Origin of the sequence: Mycolicibacterium novocastrense (genome assembly GCF_001570485.1) — a bacterium.
Lineage (GTDB): Bacteria > Actinomycetota > Actinomycetes > Mycobacteriales > Mycobacteriaceae > Mycobacterium > Mycobacterium novocastrense.
The window spans coordinates 133,294-153,035 of sequence record NZ_BCTA01000069.1; the positions used below are offsets into that span (position 1 = coordinate 133,294).

General features: G+C 67.9%; 21 protein-coding genes. 8 read left to right on the plus strand and 13 right to left on the minus strand.

What is annotated here, in order from left to right; all coding sequences use genetic code 11:
• Positions 1-768 (plus strand): alpha/beta fold hydrolase, encoded by a 768-nt coding sequence (locus RMCN_RS22890; protein WP_067394001.1) that lies wholly within the window; start codon positions 1-3, stop codon positions 766-768.
• Between the two features lie 5 nt (positions 769-773).
• Here the strand turns inward: RMCN_RS22890 and hsaB are convergent, their stop codons facing one another.
• Genes hsaB through hsaA form a run of 4 tightly spaced genes read right to left on the minus strand, consistent with a single transcriptional unit; the run spans position 774 to position 4,364 of the window.
• On the minus strand, positions 774-1,340 hold the full coding sequence (gene hsaB / locus RMCN_RS22895; RefSeq protein ID WP_067394004.1) for a 3-hydroxy-9,10-secoandrosta-1,3,5(10)-triene-9,17-dione monooxygenase reductase subunit: 567 nt from the start codon (positions 1,338-1,340) through the stop codon (positions 774-776).
• A gap of 19 nt (positions 1,341-1,359) precedes the next feature.
• Entirely contained in the window at positions 1,360-2,259 is a 900-nt protein-coding gene (gene hsaC / locus RMCN_RS22900) for an iron-dependent extradiol dioxygenase HsaC (RefSeq protein WP_067394007.1), read from the minus strand.
• The gene (gene hsaD / locus RMCN_RS22905; RefSeq protein WP_067394010.1) at positions 2,256-3,167 is read right to left on the minus strand and encodes a 4,5:9,10-diseco-3-hydroxy-5,9,17-trioxoandrosta-1(10),2-diene-4-oate hydrolase; all 912 of its coding nucleotides are present in this window, start codon (positions 3,165-3,167) and stop codon (positions 2,256-2,258) included. The genes hsaC and hsaD overlap by 4 nt, the downstream gene beginning before the upstream one ends.
• Before the next feature lie 12 nt (positions 3,168-3,179).
• Complete coding sequence (hsaA, locus tag RMCN_RS22910; protein WP_064347907.1) at positions 3,180-4,364, minus strand: 3-hydroxy-9,10-secoandrosta-1,3,5(10)-triene-9,17-dione monooxygenase oxygenase subunit; 1,185 nt, start codon at positions 4,362-4,364, stop codon at positions 3,180-3,182.
• 236 nt (positions 4,365-4,600) lie between these two features.
• On the opposite strand from hsaA, the gene RMCN_RS22915 reads away from it, so the two are divergent.
• Positions 4,601-5,659 (plus strand): ferredoxin--NADP reductase, encoded by a 1,059-nt coding sequence (locus RMCN_RS22915; RefSeq protein ID WP_067394298.1) that lies wholly within the window; start codon positions 4,601-4,603, stop codon positions 5,657-5,659.
• Positions 5,660-5,699: 40 nt separating this feature from the next.
• A complete protein-coding gene (locus tag RMCN_RS22920; RefSeq protein WP_201028915.1) occupies positions 5,700-6,248 on the plus strand; it encodes a hypothetical protein in 549 nt (182 codons plus the stop codon).
• Here the strand turns inward: RMCN_RS22920 and RMCN_RS22925 are convergent.
• Positions 6,245-8,380 carry an acyl-CoA dehydrogenase family protein gene (locus RMCN_RS22925; protein WP_067394013.1) on the minus strand — a complete coding sequence of 712 codons (2,136 nt, stop codon included), beginning with the start codon at positions 8,378-8,380 and terminating at the stop codon, positions 6,245-6,247. The genes RMCN_RS22920 and RMCN_RS22925 overlap by 4 nt on opposite strands.
• 221 nt (positions 8,381-8,601) lie before the next feature.
• Between RMCN_RS22925 and kstR the strand changes: the two genes are divergently transcribed.
• The 3 genes from kstR to RMCN_RS22940 are packed head-to-tail and all read left to right on the plus strand — an operon-like array spanning position 8,602 to position 10,978.
• Positions 8,602-9,282 (plus strand): cholesterol catabolism transcriptional regulator KstR, encoded by a 681-nt coding sequence (gene kstR / locus RMCN_RS22930; RefSeq protein ID WP_064412794.1) that lies wholly within the window; start codon positions 8,602-8,604, stop codon positions 9,280-9,282.
• A gap of 2 nt (positions 9,283-9,284) precedes the next feature.
• Entirely contained in the window at positions 9,285-10,037 is a 753-nt protein-coding gene (otsB, locus tag RMCN_RS22935; RefSeq protein WP_067394016.1) for a trehalose-phosphatase, read from the plus strand.
• Positions 10,034-10,978, plus strand: coding sequence for a phosphotransferase (locus RMCN_RS22940; protein ID WP_276019200.1), 945 nt, complete (start codon positions 10,034-10,036; stop codon positions 10,976-10,978). Before otsB ends, RMCN_RS22940 begins: the two co-directional genes overlap by 4 nt.
• Here the strand turns inward: RMCN_RS22940 and RMCN_RS22945 are convergent.
• Genes RMCN_RS22945 through RMCN_RS22960 form a run of 4 tightly spaced genes read right to left on the minus strand, consistent with a single transcriptional unit; the run spans position 10,975 to position 14,699 of the window.
• Positions 10,975-12,075, minus strand: a complete 1,101-nt coding sequence (locus tag RMCN_RS22945; protein WP_067394019.1) for an Rv3575c family transcriptional regulator — start codon at positions 12,073-12,075, stop codon at positions 10,975-10,977. The genes RMCN_RS22940 and RMCN_RS22945 overlap by 4 nt on opposite strands.
• A 32-nt stretch (positions 12,076-12,107) precedes the next feature.
• Positions 12,108-12,974 (minus strand): metal ABC transporter permease, encoded by an 867-nt coding sequence (locus RMCN_RS22950; protein ID WP_064412798.1) that lies wholly within the window; start codon positions 12,972-12,974, stop codon positions 12,108-12,110.
• Positions 12,974-13,777 carry a metal ABC transporter ATP-binding protein gene (locus RMCN_RS22955; protein WP_067394022.1) on the minus strand — a complete coding sequence of 268 codons (804 nt, stop codon included), beginning with the start codon at positions 13,775-13,777 and terminating at the stop codon, positions 12,974-12,976. Before RMCN_RS22955 ends, RMCN_RS22950 begins: the two co-directional genes overlap by 1 nt.
• Positions 13,764-14,699: a metal ABC transporter solute-binding protein, Zn/Mn family gene (locus RMCN_RS22960; RefSeq protein ID WP_409366068.1), complete on the minus strand. Its 936-nt coding sequence runs from the start codon at positions 14,697-14,699 to the stop codon at positions 13,764-13,766. Before RMCN_RS22960 ends, RMCN_RS22955 begins: the two co-directional genes overlap by 14 nt.
• A 91-nt stretch (positions 14,700-14,790) precedes the next feature.
• On the opposite strand from RMCN_RS22960, the gene bluB reads away from it, so the two are divergent.
• Both bluB and RMCN_RS22970 read left to right on the plus strand, forming a co-directional pair.
• Positions 14,791-15,462: a 5,6-dimethylbenzimidazole synthase gene (gene bluB / locus RMCN_RS22965; protein WP_067394028.1), complete on the plus strand. Its 672-nt coding sequence runs from the start codon at positions 14,791-14,793 to the stop codon at positions 15,460-15,462.
• Positions 15,459-16,217, plus strand: coding sequence for a LamB/YcsF family protein (locus tag RMCN_RS22970; RefSeq protein WP_067394031.1), 759 nt, complete (start codon positions 15,459-15,461; stop codon positions 16,215-16,217). Before bluB ends, RMCN_RS22970 begins: the two co-directional genes overlap by 4 nt.
• Position 16,218: 1 nt before the next feature.
• Here RMCN_RS22970 and RMCN_RS22975 read toward each other — a convergent pair whose 3' ends face one another.
• The 4 genes from RMCN_RS22975 to RMCN_RS22990 are packed head-to-tail and all read right to left on the minus strand — an operon-like array spanning position 16,219 to position 19,692.
• Positions 16,219-16,869, minus strand: a complete 651-nt coding sequence (locus RMCN_RS22975; protein WP_067394309.1) for a (2Fe-2S)-binding protein — start codon at positions 16,867-16,869, stop codon at positions 16,219-16,221.
• Complete coding sequence (locus tag RMCN_RS22980; RefSeq protein WP_067394033.1) at positions 16,866-17,648, minus strand: ABC transporter ATP-binding protein; 783 nt, start codon at positions 17,646-17,648, stop codon at positions 16,866-16,868. Before RMCN_RS22980 ends, RMCN_RS22975 begins: the two co-directional genes overlap by 4 nt.
• Entirely contained in the window at positions 17,645-18,715 is a 1,071-nt protein-coding gene (locus RMCN_RS22985) for a FecCD family ABC transporter permease (protein ID WP_067394038.1), read from the minus strand. The genes RMCN_RS22980 and RMCN_RS22985 overlap by 4 nt, the downstream gene beginning before the upstream one ends.
• The gene (locus RMCN_RS22990; RefSeq protein ID WP_067394040.1) at positions 18,712-19,692 is read right to left on the minus strand and encodes an ABC transporter substrate-binding protein; all 981 of its coding nucleotides are present in this window, start codon (positions 19,690-19,692) and stop codon (positions 18,712-18,714) included. Before RMCN_RS22990 ends, RMCN_RS22985 begins: the two co-directional genes overlap by 4 nt.
• Between the last annotated feature and the right edge of the window lie 50 nt (positions 19,693-19,742).

The following is a 19,742-nucleotide window of genomic DNA, read 5'->3' on the forward strand; positions in this document are numbered from 1 at the left end:
ATGCCGTTCATCGACCACCCGAAGGGCCGGGCCTACTACCGCCACTGGGCGTCGGCGCAGCCGCGCGCGGCGGTGATCTTCCTGCACGGCTTCGGCGAGCACACCGGGCTCTACCACCGATACGGCTTTGCGCTCAACGCCGCGGGCATCGACCTGTGGGCCGTCGACCAGTTCGGCCACGGTTTGAGCCCGGGCACCCGCGGGGACTTCGGATCAACCGAGGACAGCTCCTCGCTTGCCGACGCCCTGATCTCGCTCGTCGAAAGTGCCACGCCCGCAGTACCGTTGATTGCACAAGGGCATTCGTTCGGCTCGATCGTCACGCTGTTCCGGCTGCTCGACCAGCCCGACCGTTATGCCGGCGGGGTTGTCTCGGGCGCTCCGCTGGTGCCGATCCCGGCGATGCTCGACAACGACACCGCACTGCGCCTCGAGCCCAGTTGGCTGTCCGAAGACCCGTTCTACCTCGACCTGCTGGCGACCGACCCGCTGGCATTCGTCGATGCCGACGGTGTGGCGCTGACGCGGGAACTCGACCGGGCCTGGGACCGGTTCGGCGCCGTCCTGCCGAAGCTGGCGGTGCCGACCCTGGCCGTGCACGGTTCGAATGATCCGATCGCTGCGGTCGGGGCGGTGCGGGCCTACTCCGAGCAGATCGACTCGTTGCGCCTCGCCGAATTCGAGGGCGCACGTCACGACGTTCTCAATGAGACCGTGCATCGGGAGGTCGCGGCGACGATCGTCGGCTTCATCGACGAGTTGGTGTAGCCGGGCTAGAGCCAGGTGTCGTCGGTGGTGGCGGTGAGGAAGGCCTCGAGGTCGTCGCGCCATTGCGCGGGCGTGTTCTTCTCCGGCTCGATACCGGTGTACTGCCCGCGGTAGAACAGCAGCGGCCGCGGCTTGCGGTGCGGGACGTCCGACAGCGAATACACCGCGCCGAACACGACGAAGTGGTCGCCCCCGTCGTGCACCGAATGCACCGAGCAGTCGATGTGAGCGAGCGTGCCCTCGATGACCGGTGAACCCAGTTTCGACTGATACCAGTCGATTTCGGCGAACTTGTCGGGCTCCTTGGAGCCGAACCGCGCCGAGACGTCCTTCTGGTTCTCGTGCAGCACGTTCACGCAGAAATGACCGCTGGCCTCGATGGCCTGCCACGACCGCGACATCTTCGTCGGGCAGAACAGCACCAGCGGTGGATCCAGGCTCAACGCGGCGAACGACTGGCACGCGAATCCGACCGGCACGCCGTCGTGGACCGTGGTGATCACCGTGATGCCCGTGCAGAACTGCCCGAGCACGCTACGGAATGTGCGCGGATCGATCGGTTCGGCCGCCATTATCGAGTGATCTTCACCGTCACTTGAAGCCGACGCTGAAGTCGTGGCCCCACAGGCTGACCGCGGTGCTTTCCCGCGCGACCCAGTCCTCGCTCTCGACTTGCAAGCCCTCACAACCGAATTCGACGTCGAAACCACCCGGCGTCTTCATGTAGAACGACAGCATCTTGTCGTTGACGTGGCGGCCCAGCGTCGCCGACATCGGCACCTTGCGGCGCAACGCGCGGTCCAGGCAGAGCCCGACGTCGTCGGCACTTTCCACCTCGACCATCAGGTGCACGATGCCGCTCGGCGTCTCACCCGGCATGAACGCCAGGCTGTGGTGGCGCGGGTTGACCCCGAGGAAGCGCAGCCACGCGGGCGCGCCATCGGCGGGCCGTCCGACCAGCTGCGGCGGCAACCGCATCGAGTCACGCAGATGAAACCCGAGCACGTCCCGATAGAAGTGCAGCGTTTCGGCGTCGTCACGGGTGGTCAGCACGACGTGGCCCAGGCCCTGCTGCTCGGTGACGAACTTGTGGCCGTACGGGCTGACGACGCGGCGGTGCTCGAGCGCGACGCCGTGGAAGACCTCGAGCGTGTTACCCGACGGGTCGTCGAAGCGGATCATCTCGTCGACCCGGCGTTCGGCCAGCTCGGCGGCCGAAGCCTCCTTGTACGGCACACCTTGGATGTCGAGCCGGTTCCGGATGTCCTGCAATTGCTCGGCATTGGCGGTCTCCCAGCCGGACTGCAGCAGGCGGTCGTGCTCTCCCGGCACGATCACCAATCGGGCCGGGAACTCGTCCATCCGCAGATAGAGCGCGCCGTCGGTCTGGCCGGAGCCCTCGACCATGCCGAGCACCTTCAGGCCGTACTCGCGCCACGCCGCGATGTCCGTTGCCTCGATCCGAAGGTAGCCAAGCGATTTGATGGTCATCGCACGCCCTCCCGAGAAGGTTTCAAGAAATCGATGGTGAGCTTGTTGAATTCGTCGAACTTCTCCAGCTGCGCCCAGTGTCCGCACTGTCCGAAGACGTGCAGCTGCACGCGCGGAATCTGTTTGAGCGCCACCAGCGCGCCGTCGAGCGGGTTGACGCGATCCTCGCGGCCCCAGATCAGCAGGACCGGCTGGCGCAGCTTGTACACCTCGCGCCACATCATGCCGAGCTCGAAGTCCGCGCCCGCGAACGACATTCCCATCGCCTTGGCCGCGGCCAGTGACTCGGGCTGGCTGGCGATCTCGAACCGTTCGTCGATCAGCTCACCGGTGATCAGGTTCTGGTCGTGAACCATGATGCGCAGGAACTTCTCCATGTTCTCGCGCGTGGGCTCGGCGGTGAACTTGCCGAGCAGTTTGACGCCCTCGGTGGGGTCGGGCGCGAAGAGGTTGACCGATAGCCCGCCGGGCCCCATCAGCACGAGCCGGCCTGCCCGCTTGGGATTGTCGAGCGCGAACCGCACCGCGGTCCCCCCGCCGAGCGAATTGCCCACCAGCGCAGCGCGTTCGATGCCCAGGTGGTCGAACAACCCGAGCACGGCGTTCGCGCTGTAGCGGTTGTACTGCTCGTGCTCGGTGTGTTTGTCGGAGTGGCCGTAACCGGGCTGGTCGACGGCGATGACGTGAAAGTGCCTGGCGAGCACCGCGATGTTTTTGGAGAAGTTCGACCAGCTCGACGCGCCGGGTCCGCCGCCGTGCAGCAGCACGACCGTCTCCGAGTGGCCGACGCCGGCTTCGTGGTAGTGCAGCCGCATGTCTCGTTCACCAGCGCGAACCTGCGCGTACCGGGACGTCGATTCGAAGGTGACCTCGACCTGCTGCTCGGTTTCCTGGATGTATGAGGTCATCTGGCCTTCCCGTTAAACCATCGTGTCCTGCGGCGGCAGCCCGAACTCGTTGTTGCCGAAGATCAGGTAGGCGCGTTCGGGATCGTTGGCGGCGTGTACACGCCCGGCGTGGGCGTCCCGCCAGAACCGTTGCACCGGTGCGTCGTTGCTCAACGCGGTGGCACCGGAAGCCTCGAAGAGGCGGTCGATCGAGGCGATCGCACGGCCGGTCGCGCGCACCTGGTCACGGCGGGCGCGGGCGCGCAGCTCGAACGGAATCTCCTCACCCGCTTTCAGCAAGGCGTACTCGTCGCCGACATTGCCCATCAGCTGACGCCAGGCCGCGTCGATATCGCTGGCGGCCTCGGCGATCCGGATCTTGGCGAACGGATCGTCCTTGGCCTTCTCACCCGCAAACGCCGCGCGCACCCGCTTGCCCTGATGTTCGACGTGCGCGTCGTACGCGCCGTACGCCATACCGACGATGGGCGCGGAGATGGTGGTGGGATGCACTGTGCCCCACGGCATCTTGTAGACCGGTGCGGTGTTGGTCTCCAGCCCGCCCGCGGTGCGGTCGTTCATCGCCTTGTAGGACAGGAAGCGGTGCCGTGGCACGAACACGTCCTTGACCTTGAGCGTGTTGCTCCCGGTTCCCTTCAGGCCCACCACATGCCACACGTCGTCGATCTCGTATTCAGAGCGCGGAATCAGGAAGCTGCCGAAGTCCACCGGCTTGCCGTCCTTGATCACCGGGCCGCCGACGAACGTCCACGTGGCGTGGTCACAACCCGACGACCAGTTCCAGGAACCGTTGACGATGTAGCCGCCGTCGACGACGGTGCCCGCCCCCATCGGCGCATACGACGAGGAGATCCGCACGGCGGGATCGTCGCCCCACACCTCTTCCTGCGCCTTCTGGTCGAACAGCGCCAGGTGCCAGTTGTGCACGCCGATGATCGAGCTGACCCAACCGGTCGAGCCGCAGACGCTGGCAAGGCGGCGCACCGCCTCGTAGAAGAGCGTCGGATCGCACTGCATTCCGCCCCACTGTTCGGGCTGAAGCAGCTTGAAGAAGCCGACCTCGTTGAGTTCGTTGACCGTGTCGTCGGGGAGGCGGCGCAGGTCTTCGGTGGCCTGTGCGCGTTTGGCGATCAGCGGCAGTAGATCGTCGATCCCGGCTAGGACCGACTGCACGTCACGCTGTTCAATGGACGTCACTGATGTGCCTCCCGGGATAGGACGGACTGCGATGAGCGCTCGCGCGAAGAGCCCACAACTGCGATGAGCACTCACGCGAAGCGCGAACCGCTTAGCCGTCAGATTAGAACACGTTACGATTCGTGTCGAGTAGGGCATACCTGTAGGACCTGGACCTGCACACATGCATTTCTGTAACCTGTTCTAGTTATCGCCCTGGGTCGCAGGGCTGGCGGACGTGAGAGGTGGACGCGAAAGTGACCGACGAGCCGCTCGGCAGCCACGTGCTCGAGCTGGAACTTGCCGATGTCGTCACCGAGACCGACGACGCGCGCTCGCTGGTGTTCAGCGTGCCCTCCGGCGCCGATATACCGGCCGAACGGTTGCGCTATGCGCCAGGACAGTTCCTGACACTGCGCGTGCCCAGCGACCGGACGGGTTCGGTGGCGCGCTGCTACTCCCTGTGCAGTTCGCCCTTCACCGACGACCGGCTGACCGTCACCGTCAAGCGCACCGCCGACGGGTACGCCTCGAACTGGCTGTGCGATCACGCGCACGCCGGCATGAAGATCCACGTCCTCGCGCCTTCGGGCACCTTCGTGCCCAAGACGCTGGACACCGACTTCCTGCTGTTGGCCGCCGGCTCCGGGATCACGCCGATGATGTCGATCTGCAAGTCGGCGCTCGCCGAGGGCAGCGGCAAGGTCGTGCTGATCTACGCCAACCGGGACGAGACGTCCGTCATCTTCGGCTCGGCGCTACGTGAGCTGAGCGAGAAGTATCCCGAGCGGTTGGTCGTCGTGCACTGGCTGGAAACGGTGCAGGGTCTGCCGAGCGCGGCGGCGCTCGCCGCGCTGACCGCTCCCTACACGAGTCACGACGCCTACATCTGTGGTCCGGGGCCGTTCATGGCCGCGGCCGAGGAGGCGGTCAAGGGCGCGGGCATGCCCGCCGAGCGGGTGCACATCGAGGTGTTCAAGTCTCTGGACTCCGATCCGTTCGCGGCGGTGGTCATCGAGGAGGACGACAGCGACGAGGGTCCGGCCACCGCGATCGTCACGCTCGACGGCGAAACCCACGAGGTGCGGTGGCCCCGCAACGCCAAACTGCTCGACGTGCTGCTGGACAAGGGGCTCGACGCGCCGTTCTCCTGCCGCGAGGGCCATTGCGGCGCGTGCGCGGTGCTGAAGAAGAGCGGCGACGTCGAGATGGACGTCAACGACGTGCTCGAACAGTCCGACCTCGACGAGGGGCTGATCCTGGGCTGCCAAGCCCTGCCCCGCTCGGATTCGGTCGAAGTCACCTATGACGAATAGCGCGCGGGCTAGCATTCGCCGCACGTGGAAGGGGAGCAACGTGACGAACCGGTTGACCGGCGTCGCTGCGGCGATCTCGGTGATCCTGCTGGCGCTGACGGTCATGGCACCCACCCCGACGGCGGCCGCGGCCGTCGACACCGCGGACTCCTCGGTTCCGGTCGACCCCGGCACCAACCTCGAGATGCACGTGACCGCGAACTGCATCGCGGCCGAGGCCAAGTGCTTGTTCGACGCCAACGCCAACCTGCGCCGCGGCCCAGACGTACTCGGCTTCCCCGGCGACCTGTGGGCCCGCCAGACCACGACGCTGCGCACCATGGATCGCAGCGTGTACATCAACTTCAACTTCGATGCGCCCAACACCCGGTCGTTCAAATCGCTGACCGACGTGGAGTTCACGACCATCTACTTCGGGGGCGGACCGCCCGAGAAGTTCCAGTTCCGCGGGATCGCCTGGCCGGTCGATCAGCGCACCGGCGCGCCCCGCACCGACGTTCCACTGATCGTGTGCTCGCACATCCAGGTGGTCTACGGCGGGGTCAACATCACCTCGCCGGACGCGTGCGCGCAGGCCGCGTTCAGCTAACGGGGCAGCCCCAGCAGTCGTTCGCCTGCGAGGGTGAGCAGGATCTGCTCGGTCCCGCCCGCGATGGTCAGGCACCGGGTGTTGAGGAAGTCGAACACCGTCGAGTTCTCGACCACGCCCCCGCCCTCGGACAATTCCATCCGCAATTCGGCGAGCGCCTGCCGGTAGCGCACGCCGATCAGCTTGCGCGCGCTGGCCTGCGGGCCGGGATCCTGGCCTCCGACAGCGAGTTCGGCGATCTTCTGATCCAGCAGTGAGCCAACCTGAGCCGCCACGATCAACGAACCCAACCGGTCCTGGCCGGCCACGTCGAAGTCCAGCGTGGCGACCTGTTTGAGCAACTCCTCCATCGGATTGCCCAGCGCGGTGCCGTGAGCCATCGCGACCCGCTCATTCGCCAGCGTGGTGCGCGCCAGCCGCCATCCGTCGTTGACCTGGCCGACCACCATCTCGTCGGGCACGAACACCTCGTCGAAGAACACCTCGTTGAACAGGTTGTCCCCGGTGATCTCGCGCAGCGGGCGGATGTCGATGCCCGGAGATTTCATGTCGACGAGGAAGTACGTGATCCCCTTGTGCTTTGGCGCATCCGGATCGGTGCGCGCAAGGCATACGCCCCACGCTGCCTTGTGCGCCGCCGAGGTCCACACCTTCTGACCGGTCAACTTCCAGCCCGGTTTGTCTGCGCCGCTCGCGGTCGCGCCGTCCACGCGAACCGCCTTCGTGCGCAGCGCCGCCAGATCCGATCCGGCGCCCGGCTCGGAGAACAGCTGGCACCACTGCAGTTCGCCCCGCAGCGTCGCGGGTACGAACTTCTCGATCTGTTCGGGGGTGCCGTGCTCGAGAATCGTTGGCGCAGCCCACCATCCGATCACCAGGTCCGGCCGGGTGACTCCGGCGGCCGCCAACTCCTGGTCGATCAACAACTGCTCGGCGGGGCCGGCCCCGCGGCCGTACGGCTTGGGCCAGTGCGGTGCCTGCAAACCCGCATCGGCGAGCGCGGCCTGCTGTTTCTCGACGGGCAACGCTGCGACTTCCGCGACGGCAGAGGCGATCTCGGGGCGCAGGTCGGCAACCGACTCGAGATCGATGCGCAGGTCACGGCGCACACCCTGTTGCGTCAACGCCGCAACTCGACGCAACCAGCGCGGCGCTCCGCCGAGGAAGTGCGAAATGCCGTAGGCGCGACGCAGATACAGATGCGCGTCGTGCTCCCAGGTGATCCCGATGCCGCCCAACACCTGGATGCAGTCCTTGGCGTTGGCCTTGGCGGCCTCGATCCCGACGGCGGCGGCCACCGCCGCGGCGATCGAGAGTTGGTTGTCGTCGCCGTCACCGGATAAGACGGCCGCCGCAGCTCTTGCCGCATCCATGGCGGCCACCGAGGCCTGCTCGGACCGCAGCAGCATCTCGGCGCACATGTGCTTGATGGCCTGGAAACTGCCGATGGGCTTGCCGAACTGCTCGCGCACCTTCGCGTACTCGGTCGCGGTCTGCAACGCCCAGCGCGCCAGACCCGCGGCCTCGGCCGCCATGACGGCGGCGGCGACATCGATCACTCGCTGTGCTGGAGCGCTGACCGCCTCGGCGGGCGCGGACTCGAGTACGACGCGCGCCAGCGGCCGGGAGAAGTCGGTGGCCTTGCGGGGCTCGACGGAGACGCCGTCCGCACCGGCGTCGACCATGACGAAGACGTCGCCGGCCGGCACCAGCAGCACCCCGGTGGGATCGGCCCCGAGCACGTAGTCCGCGGTGCCCGAGGCCCGGCCGTCGGCAAACCGCACGTCTGCCGCCAACGCCACCCCGGCGACCCGCTCGCCCGAAGCCAGCGCCTGCAGCACTTCTGGCGGCTCGAGCACGAGCGTGGCCAGTGCGGTCGTCGCGACGGGACCCGGCACCAGCGCGGCCGCCGCCTCGTCGACCATCGCGCACAGGTCGTCGACCGTGCCGTCGGCGCCGCCGTGCTCCTCCGGCAGCGCCACCCCGAAGATCCCGAGGTCGGCCAGACCCGAATAGGCTCCGCGCCAGGCGTCCGCCTGCCCCTGCTCGACGTCTCGCGCCGCGGCGACGACGCCGGAAGCGCTTGCCCAGTCGCGCACCAGCTCCCTGACGGCAGCCTGGTCGTCGGCCATGGTCCCCGGGGATGCGAGCGACACCGTCCACTCCTAGCTATTGGGTGAGAAGACGGTGCTCCTCACTAGAACGTGTTCTAATAGTGCCAGCGACCGACCGTCAAGTCGACCGCCATTACAGCAGGACACGTCGGTGCCGTCGGGGACATCGGAGTGAGAAAAGTGCATATGCATGCGTATCGTTTCTGACGAGAACGCATAGCGAAGGAGAAACCCGCCGCATGTCCGGCCCGTCTCAGCCAGCAGCCGCCAACCCGGGCGCGCAGTCGGACTCTCGACCTCGTCAGGTGATGAACGTGGCGGTCCTGTCCGAGTCAGAGCTCGGCTCGGAAGCCCAGCGCGAGCGCCGCAAGCGCATCCTGGACGCCACACTGGCCATCGCTTCCAAGGGCGGCTACGAAGCCGTCCAAATGCGAGCTGTGGCCGAACGGGCCGACGTCGCGGTCGGCACCCTGTACCGGTACTTCCCGTCCAAAGTGCACCTGCTGGTCTCCGCGCTGGGACGCGAGTTCGAGCGCATCGACGCCAAGACCGACCGCGCCTCGCTGGCCGGTGGCACGCCGTATCAGCGGCTGAACATCATGGTGGGCAAGCTCAACCGCGCGATGCAGCGCAATCCGCTGTTGACCGAGGCGATGACGCGGGCGTTCGTGTTCGCCGACGCGTCGGCGGCCGGTGAGGTCGACCACGTCGGCAAGCTGATGGACTCGATGTTCGCCCGCGCCATGAGCGACGGTGAGCCGACCGAGGACCAGTACCACATCGCGCGCGTCATCTCCGACGTCTGGCTGTCCAACCTGCTCGCCTGGCTGACCAGACGAGCCTCGGCAACCGACGTCAGCAAGCGACTGGACCTCGCAGTGCGGCTGCTGATCGGCGACGGAGAGCACCCTAAGATCTAGGCGTGCTTCCCGCGGATCTGCAGCGCGCGCTCACCTCGGCCGCCGCGGCGCCACGGCTGCTGATCACCTCCGACTTCGACGGCACGCTCGCGCCGATCGTCAGTAATCCTGCCGACGCCCGGCCACTCGCCGACGCCGCAGGGGCCCTGGCTGCGCTCGCCGACCTTCCGGACACGGCTTCCGCGCTGATCTCCGGACGCGCGCTCGACGTGTTACGCGAGTTGTCGGGGATGCCGGCCGCGGTACATCTGGTCGGCAGCCACGGCGCCGAGTTCAACACGGGCTTCGCCCACGAGGTCGACGACGTTCTCCTGCAACGCATCACGTCGGCGCTGCGCGAGATCGCCTCCGGCAAGCCGGGTGTCACCGTCGAGACGAAACCGGCCAGTGTCGCCCTACACGTGCGCAACGCCTCGGCGAGCGATGGCGCGGCCGCCCTCTCCGCGGCCCGCGAGGCGGCGACGGATTGGGATGCGCAGCTGACCGAAGGCAAAGCGGTGCTGGAGTTCGCGGTGATCCAGACGGACAAGGGCGAGGCGATCGACATCCTCCGAGAGCAGGAGAACGCGACCGCGGTGGTGTTCTTCGGCGATGACGTCACCGATGAGAAGGCGTTCCACCGCCTTCGCGGCGACGATGTCGGGGTGAAGGTCGGGCCGGGCGAGACACTGGCGGCCTATCGGGTCGAGGCGCCCGAAGACGTTGCCGCGGCGTTGATTCACCTGCTCGACGCGCGGCGCTCGCGGTCGGGATGAGGGTGCTGACCGACGCCGAGATCGCCGAGCGGACCGCTTCCGCAGTCGCCGCGGCCACCGCCGCCGGTGCCGACCTCGGCCTGCGCTGCGACGATCCCCGCGTCCTCTACGACGTGTTCTCCGTGATCGTGCATCTTCACCCCGAACCGGTCGTCGTCCGGGTGCCCACCGTGCTGCCGCCGTCGTACACCAACAACCCGGATGTGCAGACCAGACAACAGCGCGCGGAACTCGCCGTCACCCGATGGCTCGCCGAACGCGGGCATCCGGTGGTCCCACCGAGCCCGCTGGTGCCTGCCGAACCGGTTCGCCGCGACGGGTTCTCGATGACGTTCTGGCAATTCGTCGAACAGATCCCCGATGCGAACCCGGACCTGGCGCGGCGCATGGAGCAGACCGCGCAGCTACACGCCGCACTGCGCGACTATCAAGGTGACCTGGATTTCTGGGCACCGTTCGGCACCTACATACCCGAGGGGCTGGCGGCGTTACGGAACCTGCCCGGGCTCGTCTCGGCACCGGATCTTGAACGGGCACAACATGAATGGGATGTCATCGCCCCGGTTCTGACGTCGCGCACGGCATTCGAGTCCGCGTTCCCCGGTGTCGACGTGCAGCCCATCCACGGTGATGCGCCGTACCACAACATGATCACCACACCGGACGGGGAGCTGTGGTCGGACTTCGAACTCGTGACGGTGGGTGCGGTCGAATCCGACCTGGCGATGGTGGGCGACGACGCGCTGGCCGCCTACGACGCGGCCGCCGTCTCCATGGGCCTGCGGCCGACCGACGAACGTGTCCTACGGATCACCGAGGCCGCCGGCCGGCTCGCGATGATCGCGGCGCCGGCGATGGCGCCTGAGCTGCCGATGCTCGCCGACAGCGTCGCACCGATGGTGGAGCAGTGGCGGGCGTGCCCACCGGTCACCGCGATTTAGGCGGGCGGGCCGGCCGTGCGGCCGCGGACGACTTCGGTGTCGAGCACCTCCACGACGGGCAGCCCCGATCGTGGCGGGTGGTGCAGCAGCAGCCCCGCCCGGCGGCCCTTCTCGATGCTGGGCTGCGCGACGGTGGCCAGGCCGCGCCGCAGCGCTTCGGGAACCCCGTCGAATCCGGTGACCGTCATCTGGCCGGGAACGTAAATACCCCGCGCCCGTAGGTAATCCATCGCCGACAGGGCCAGTACGTCCGCGGTGCACATCAACGCGGTCAGCCGGGGATTGGCGGCCAGCGCGACCTCCGCGGCCGCCCCGCCTGACGTCGGCAGGTGCTCGTAGCTCTCCACCACGGTCAGCGATTCCGGGTCGAGTCCCGCCGCGCTCATCGCGTCGCGAACACCCGCGATACGCTCGCGCTGCACGTGAAAGTGCGGAGTCTGCAGCCGTTGTGGATCGGCCACCGTGGGTCCGGCCCCGCCCTGCGGCCGATCGCGGCCCAGCCGCATGGTCAGCAGGCCGATCTCCCGATGGCCCAGCTGCACAACGTGTTCGGCGAGTCGGCGCATCGCACCCCGGTCGTCGATGCACACATGCGAGGCACCAGGTACGTCCTTGGGCTGATCGATCACCACCATCGGCAGGTGCCGCTGCTGGACGGTCGCGAGATACGGGTCGTCGTCGGAGGCCGAATACACCGCGAAACCGTCCACGCCGGCAGCGAGGATCGCCGCCGTACCGTCGCTGACGCTGCGGTTGGGACCGATCGCCACGAGCAGCAGTCCCTGCCCGGCCTCCTCACACGATTCGGCCAGGCCGGCCACGAAGTCGAGGGCGGCCGGATCGCTGAACGAGTAGTTGAGCGGTTCGGTGATCATCAGGCCCACCGCGCCGGCCTTGCGGGTGCGCAGCGAGCGCGCCACCGGGTCGGGGCCCGGGTATCCCAGCCGCTTCGCGGTGGCCAGCACCTGCTCGCGCAGTTCGGCCGACAACTGGTCCGGCCGGTTGTAGGCGTTGGAGATCGTGGTGCGCGAGACCTTGAGTTCGGCCGCCAGAGAAGCCAGCGTGGCACGCCGTCGCGGCGTGGGACTCCTCGGCATGCTCCGTGAGGGTAGCCGACCACGCCTCGGGCTCAGGTGACCAGCACCCGATCGGCGGTTCGTCGCAGCCCGCGCTGCCCGGCCCACACCACGGCCCAGACGCTGCACGCGACCGTCACGATCACGAAGCTGGGCGGCGCGTTGAACATCGCCGACAGCCCCAGACCCGCCCATACCGCAGCCAGGCTGAAGCCCGTGGACAAGGCGATCGCTTTGCCCGGTCGCGGTGTCAGCATGATCGCCGCCGCGGCGGGGCTCACCACGAGCGCGAACAGCAGCAGTGTGCCCACCGCCTGCACCGCCATCGTCACCGCCAGCCCGAGCAGCGCCATGAACGCCACCGAAAGAGCGCGCACGGGCACCCCCTTGGCGTCGGCCACCTGGGCGTTGACGGAGGTGAACAGCAGCGGCCGGTAGATCATCGCGATGCAGACGGCCAGCACCGCGACCAGCACCGCGAACGTCGTGATCTGCTGCCGGGAGATCGCCAGCAGGTTGCCGAACAGGACGTTGGTCAGCGTGCTCGAACTCTTGGTGGCCAGCGAGTTGAAGAACAACCCGAGACCGGTCGCCATGGCCAGCACGGTTCCGGTGGCCACCTCGCGGTCGGCCGCGCGGCGGCCCAGCGCCCCGATCACCAGGGCGCCGCCGATGCAGAAGACTCCGAGCCCCACCCCGACCGGGACGCCGATGAGCACCGCCCCTGTGGCCCCCGGCAGCCCGATGTGAGCGAGGGCGTGGGCGGCGAAGGCCGTGTTGCGCACGACGACGAAGTAACCGATCAGGCCGGCGGCCAGGGCGACGATCGTGCCGCCGATCAAGGCGTTGCGCATGAAGGCCGACGTGAGGATCTGCCACCAATTGTCTTGGTAGCCAAGCGCGACGATGGTCGTGTTCATCACGGCCTCCGCATGTACAGATCACCCTGCGGCGTGTGCACGACCTCGACTCGGGTGCCGTACAGGTGGCTCAGCAGCGTCTCGTCGACCACGCCGTCGAAGGTGTCGAAGTGCGCATGCCCGTCGAGCAGATAGATGGCGCTGGTCAACACGCCCAGCAATGGGTTCAGGTCGTGCGCGACGACCAGGATCGTCACGCCGAACTCCTTGCTGATCTGGTCGAGCACGGCGACGATCTCGCGCTGGCTGCGCAGATCGAGCGCGGCCAACGGCTCGTCGAGGATCAACATGCGGGGTTTGGAGACCAGCGCCTCGGCCAGCGCGACCCGCTGGCGTTGGCCGCCGGACAGTTGCGACAGCCGTTTGTGTGCCACCGCGGTCGCGTCGACGGCGGCCAGCACCTCGTCCACGCGACGGTTGTCCTCGCGGCTCGGCCACCCGAAGCCCCACCGGTGTCCGACGAGGCCGAGCATCACGGCGTCGCGCGCACGGATCGCCTCGCCGGAGCCCGACGCGTAGTTCTGCGGGACGTAGCCGATCGACCTGTTGAGCGCACCGGCCGGTTGACCGAAGACGCACACGTGTCCGGATGCCGGGGGTACCAGGCCGAGCACGATCTGCAGCAGCGTCGTCTTTCCGGCCCCGTTCGACCCGATGACGGCCACGATGCCGCCTGCGGGGACCTCGAACGTCGCTTCCGACCAGATCAGCCGCCCGCCGCGTGCCGCGCTGACGTCCTCGAAGGTCAGCGCCGCCTGCTCGACGTCGGATCGGGCATCAGGTTCCGAATCAGCTTCCGACACCGAGCGCCTCGCCGAGTGCGATCAGCTGGTCGACCTGCCAGCTTACAAACGAGTCCGCGTCCGGCGGCAAGGTCTCGGTGATCTCGACCACCGGAACCCCCGACTGTTCGGCCACCGTCCGAAGTTGTTGCGGGACAGAACCTTCCGTCTGGACGTTGTAGATCAGGACGTCAACGCCGCGGTCGGACAGCAGCTGCAGGAAGGCATCGAGGTCGGCCGGGGACGGTTCGGAGTCGTTGGACGCCGCGACCTGATAGCCGCGAGGCGTGCGGTTGGTCAGGCCGAGCGCCGCACCCATGTCATCGAATGACGTCTCGGTCGCGGCGTAGCTCTTGCCTGACGCTTTGGCCTTCAGGGAATCGATGAGCTCATGGTACGGCTTGAGATCCTCCGCGAACGCGACGCGACGTTCGTCGAAGTACCCCGCCGCCTCCGGCGCGAGTTGACGCAGTCGGGCGGTGACCGCGTCGGCGAGGGCCGTCACCGCGGCGGGGTCGTACCAGGCGTGGGGGTTGGTCTCGCCTTGGCGGTCCTGGTGACCGGCGGCCACTGCCTCCACGACCGGCGCGTCGGGCGCCGTGCTCGCGGCGAGCTTGACCGCCCATTCGTCGTAATGGCCACCGTTGAGAACCACGAGCTGAGCGCCTTCGAACTTCGCCGCATCGGAGGGCGCGGGCTCGAAGTCGTGCGGGTCTGCCGCCGAGCCGGCCAGCACCGTGGCGACCTGCGCGCAGCCGCCGCCCAGCTGGGAGACGATGTCGGCCCACTGGTCGACGCTGACGACCACGTCGACCGGCCGGACCGGACACGGAGGGGTACTCGTCTCCTGGGCTCGCTCGTCACCGCCGGCGCACGCCACCCCGAACGGAGCGGCCAGCACCGCGCTGGCGAGGATCGTGCGGGCAACCCGGGCAGTCAACACACCGATAACGATAACCGTTTCCAATAGCGCAGCGCCTCTTGCATCGCGCGGCCGACGTCACGGCGGGCTCCCGGACGCCTAAGCTGACCGCGTGAACCAGCACGCGTTCGACATCGAAGAACGCCGCGCGGTTTACCGCGTGATCGCCGAACGCCGCGATATGCGCCGGTTCCTGCCCGGCGCGGCGGTACCCGAGGACGTGTTGGTGCGGCTGCTGCAGGCCGCACACGCCGCGCCGAGCGTCGGCCTGATGCAGCCGTGGCGGTTCATCCGGATCACCGACGACCGGCTACGGCGAGCCATCCGCGACCTCGTCGACGAGGAGCGTGTGCGGACCGCCGAGGCGCTTGGGCCACGCGGCGAGGAGTTTCTGACCCTCAAGGTCGAAGGGATTCTGGACTGCGCCGAGTTGCTCGTCGTCGCGCTGGGCGACGGCAGACACGAGCATGTGTTCGGGCGACGCACCCTTCCGCACATGGACCTGGCCTCGGTCTCCTGTGCGATACAGAACCTGTGGCTGGCTGCGCGCGCAGAGGGGCTCGGCATGGGTTGGGTCTCGATCTTCGAACCGGACAAGCTCGCCGAACTGCTCGGCATGCCGCATGGCGCTGAGCCCGTGGCGATCCTGTGTCTTGGACCGGTCCCCGAATTCCCCGACCGTCCACAGCTCGAAATCGACGAATGGACGACCGGACGGCCCCTGACCGAGTTCGTCGCCGAAAACCACTGGCCGTCATCCACATCCGCAGGGTTACCGACATGAGAACCGTCGACATGAACGCCGACCTCGGCGAGGGTTTCGGGGTCTGGCGGCTCGGTGACGACGACGCCATGCTCGACATCGTCACGAGCGCCAACGTCGCCTGCGGCTTCCACGCCGGTGACCCCGCACTGCTCTTGCGGGCCTGCCGGGCCGCGGCCGAGCGCGGCGTGCGGGTCGGCGCCCAGGTGAGCTACCGGGACCTGGCCGGGTTCGGCCGCCGGTTCATCGACGCGACGCCCGAGGATCTCAAGGCCGACGTGATCTATCAGATCGGTGCTCTGCAGGCGATCGCGCGCGCCGCCGGCACCGCCGTCACCTACGTCAAACCACACGGGGCGCTGTACTTCGCGATCGTGACGAACACCGACCAGGCCCGAGCCGTCGCCGAGGCCGTACACGACGTCGATCCGGCCCTCCCGGTGCTCGGGCTCACCGGCTCGGCGTTCTTCCGCGAGGCCGAACAGCTCGGATTGCGCACCGTCCCTGAGGCGTTCGCCGACAGGGCCTATCGCCCCGACGGTCGGCTGGTGGACCGTCGCCAGCGCGGCGCCGTCCTGCACGACACGGGCGTCATCGCCGACCGGATCGCGTCGATGGTGTCCGCCGGGCGGGTGGACGCGGTCGACGGTTCGACGATCCCGATCACCGTCGATTCGATCTGCGTGCACGGCGATTCGCCGGGTGCCGTGCAGATCGCCGCGGCCGTCCGCGAGCGACTGCTCGCCGAAGGTGTCGAGATCGCGCCCTTCACCTGACTCAACGCAGCGCGCAGTCCCCGCATTTGGACCCGTCGCTCACCCGGTAGTACAGGCAGCAGCTGCGGCGGCGAAACGCCAAGTTGTGCTTGACCGTTCCGGTGCCGGCGAGCTTCCCGGTCTCCAGCAGCGACCGTGCCAGCATGGTCGCCGAATCGCGCAGCCGAGGCCGAACCGAGTACAGCGCCCGGGTCGCGGCCACCAACGCCGAGGCGATGTTGCCGTAGAGCAGACCGGGCGCGACCTTGACGCGCAGCCCGTCGGCCAATCGCTCCAGGTGCTCTTCGACGACGATGCGGTACAGCGTGGCTTCCCGGTCCCCCTCCAACAGATCACCCTCGGCGACAGGGATTCTCAGTGCCGCACTGTCCGGCGCTCGCTGCAGACCCGTGAGGTCGGGCACGACGCCGTGTTCGAGGGCGCACGCGAGCACGGGCGACCAGAGCCTGGACGCGTGGCTCAACTGCACCGTCGAAGCGCCGATGCGAAGGTCGCCGGTGCGGTAGCGCGCGGCCGTCGCCTCGATCAGGTCCTGGTATCCGTCGGCGTAACACGCGGTCACCGGCCGCCAACCCGGTTCGGCAGGCCCATGGGCGATGGCGAAGAACCCGCCGAAGCGAGCGATCTCGGTGAGTTGACTGTCGATCCTCATCGGGTCCACTCCTTGGGTGTCACGTCGACCCGTATCCGATGGGTGCCCGCGTCAAGTCCGACCCTGGCCGCGACGCCGTAGACCTCGGCGAGCATGTCCTCGGTCAGCACCTGCGCGGGAGTGCCGATCGACACGACGCCGCCGGAATCGAGGAGGCAGATCCGATCGCAGTACGCCGCAGCGAGATTGAGATCGTGCAATGCCGCGACGACGGTGGCGCCGGTGGTCCGTAGCAGGTGCAGGGCATCGTGCTGGTGGCGCAGATCCAGGTGGTTGGTCGGCTCGTCCAGCACGATCGTGCCGGTCCTCTGAGTCAGCGCACGTGCGATCATCACGCGCTGCTTCTGACCGCCCGACAGCCGGTCGAACGGCTCGTTGGCCAGGCCGGATACGGCCACGGATTCGAGTGCCTCGGCGATGATGCGGCGATCGTCGGCGTTGTCGCCATCGAACGCGCGCTTGTACGGGGTTCGGCCCATCGCGACCACGTCGAACACCGTCAGCGCGAAATCGCCCGGCGCGTCCTGCAACACGGCTGCGATCCGGCGCGCCGCGCGCTTGGCCGACATCTGCCAGACGTCCTCGCCGTCGACCAGCACACGTCCCGACGTCGGCCGCTGAGCACGGTAGAGAGTGCGCAGCAGCGTCGTCTTGCCGGCACCGTTGGGCCCGACGACGGCCACCATCTCACCGCGCTGCACCTGCATGGAGACGTTGCGAATCAACATCTTTCGCCCCTTCGACACCGTCACGTCGTCGATGTGGATGCCGTCGGTCATGCCGATACCTTGCGCCGCATGAGCCACAGGAAGTACGGCCCGCCGACGAGGGCGGTGAGGACGCCCACCGGCAGTTCCTCCGGTGCGGCGACGGTGCGTGCGGCGATGTCGCACGCGATGAGGAACGAGGCTCCCAGCAGCGCGGCCGCCGGCAGGGCGCGACGGTGATCGGCGCCGACGAGCATCCGCACGATGTGGGGCATGATCAGGCCCACGAAGCCGATCGCACCGCTGACCGCAACCATGGCGCCCACCATCAGCGCGACCACGACGAACATGGCGGCGCGGAAGCGGTGCACGTCCAAACCCAGTGCAGCAGCGGCTTCTTCACCGCTGTACAGCAGATTGAGCGGCCGGGTGACGGCGAGCAGCACCGCGATACCGACGGCCACAGCGATGGCCGGGATCCACACCGTCGACCAGGTCGCCCCACCGAGCCCGCCCAGCATCCAGCGCACCGCGGACTGGGCCTTGTGCGGGTCGTCGGAGGTGATGATCAACAGGCTGGCGACGGCCGAGAGCACCTCCGCGACCGCGACGCCGGCGAGTATCAGTCGTAGTGTCGTCATCCGGCCCCCCGTACGGGCCAGAAAGTAGACGGCCACCAGCGCGACCAACGCCCCGAGAAACGCCGCCGCCGGCAGTATGAACAAGCCGAGGCCGGCGCCGGCCACCAACACCGCGACGGCACCCACGGACGCACCCGACGACACACCCAGAAGCATCGGATCGGCCAGGGGGTTGCGCACGACAGCCTGCAACACCATCCCGCAGCCTGCCAGGCCGGCCCCGATGACCGCCGCCAGCACCACTCGGGGGAGTCGTGCGTCAAGGACGATCGAGGCGCGCACCGGCGGCCATGTCGGATCGATCAACATCGGGTTGAGTCGATGCAGCAGGATCTGCCACACCTGACCGGGCGGAAGGGCCACCGATCCGATGGTGACCCCTGCGGTCACGCACAAAAGAAGCAACGCCACGAGCACCGCCAGCACCAGGCCGTACGGAACGCGGTGATCACGCGGGGGCGCGGGCCGCGCCGGTTTGTCAAGGGCGACGGCCGTCATCCGGTCAGCTCCGGATGTAGCTGCTCGGCAAGAGATTTCACCGCACGCCCGACGCGGACGCCGGCGGTGATCTCCGACAGCGGCAAAACCGCGAAGCGTTGATCGCGAATGGCGGGAACTCGTTGCAGCACCGGATTGCCCAACAGGAACCGTTTCTTCTGCTCGACCGATTGCTCACCGTAGTCGTAAATCAGGATGGCTTCGGGGGCACGCTCGGCGAACTGTTCGAACGAGACGTCGGCCCACACCTTTGGAACATCGGCGAACACGTTGCGCCCGCCCGCGGATTCGATGATCTGATTGCCGATGCCCTGGCCGCCGGAGGTGAACACGGTCGCCTCACCGCTGTCGTAGACGGCGACGTCGACCGGTACCACGCCACGCACGTGGTGACGGGTTTCCCGCAGGGTCCGCCGCTGGCGTTCGACCTCCCGGTCGGCTCGGTCACCGACGCCGAATATCCGTCCGATGGTGCGAATTTCGTCGTCCACCGCGGACAGCGTCATCGGTTCAGCAGAGCAGTTCTCCGGGTTGAGGTGCGTGTCGATGCCGACCTTTTTCAGCCGTTCCCGCCCGCGCCCTTCCTTCTCGTCGAATGCGCTTGCCCAACCGCCGTAGACGAAGTCGGGTTCGGCGGCGAGCAGCGTCTCGTAGGACGGGTAGTCCTCGGCGATCACCGGTATGGCCTCGTAGGCGTCCCGGTATTCGGGCAGCACCCGATCGTCGAGGAATGCGGTGCCGACCATCGACTTCTCCAGTCCCAGTGCCAGCATCGTCTCGACCGAATGCTGATTGAGGGCCACGGCCCGGCGCGGTGGACGATCGTAAGTCGTGGTGATGCCGCAGTTGGTGACGGTCACCGGGAAGCCAGCCAGCCCGTCGTCAGCGGTGGTGTCGGTCGGCGGTGTCGCCGTGCCGCACGAAGTGCACAGCAGAGCCGAGATCACCGCCGCCGCAAGGTGTCGACGCACCGCCATCCACGTGCCTTCCGTCGTGCGGACACCACGGGAAGCGCTCTCGGTACGCC

Coding starts and splice junctions, on each gene's coding strand:
- RMCN_RS22890 (WP_067394001.1), top strand. CDS start 1: ATGCCGTTCATCGACCACCCGAAGGGCCGGGCCTACTACCGCCACTGG.
- hsaB (WP_067394004.1), bottom strand. CDS start 1,340: ATGGCGGCCGAACCGATCGATCCGCGCACATTCCGTAGCGTGCTCGGG.
- hsaC (WP_067394007.1), bottom strand. CDS start 2,259: ATGACCATCAAATCGCTTGGCTACCTTCGGATCGAGGCAACGGACATC.
- hsaD (WP_067394010.1), bottom strand. CDS start 3,167: ATGACCTCATACATCCAGGAAACCGAGCAGCAGGTCGAGGTCACCTTC.
- RMCN_RS22925 (WP_067394013.1), bottom strand. CDS start 8,380: ATGGCCGACGACCAGGCTGCCGTCAGGGAGCTGGTGCGCGACTGGGCA.
- kstR (WP_064412794.1), top strand. CDS start 8,602: ATGTCCGGCCCGTCTCAGCCAGCAGCCGCCAACCCGGGCGCGCAGTCG.
- RMCN_RS22940 (WP_276019200.1), top strand. CDS start 10,034: ATGAGGGTGCTGACCGACGCCGAGATCGCCGAGCGGACCGCTTCCGCA.
- RMCN_RS22945 (WP_067394019.1), bottom strand. CDS start 12,075: ATGCCGAGGAGTCCCACGCCGCGACGGCGTGCCACGCTGGCTTCTCTG.
- RMCN_RS22950 (WP_064412798.1), bottom strand. CDS start 12,974: ATGAACACGACCATCGTCGCGCTTGGCTACCAAGACAATTGGTGGCAG.
- RMCN_RS22970 (WP_067394031.1), top strand. CDS start 15,459: ATGAGAACCGTCGACATGAACGCCGACCTCGGCGAGGGTTTCGGGGTC.
- RMCN_RS22975 (WP_067394309.1), bottom strand. CDS start 16,869: ATGAGGATCGACAGTCAACTCACCGAGATCGCTCGCTTCGGCGGGTTC.
- RMCN_RS22980 (WP_067394033.1), bottom strand. CDS start 17,648: ATGACCGACGGCATCCACATCGACGACGTGACGGTGTCGAAGGGGCGA.
- RMCN_RS22985 (WP_067394038.1), bottom strand. CDS start 18,715: ATGACGGCCGTCGCCCTTGACAAACCGGCGCGGCCCGCGCCCCCGCGT.
- RMCN_RS22990 (WP_067394040.1), bottom strand. CDS start 19,692: ATGGCGGTGCGTCGACACCTTGCGGCGGCGGTGATCTCGGCTCTGCTG.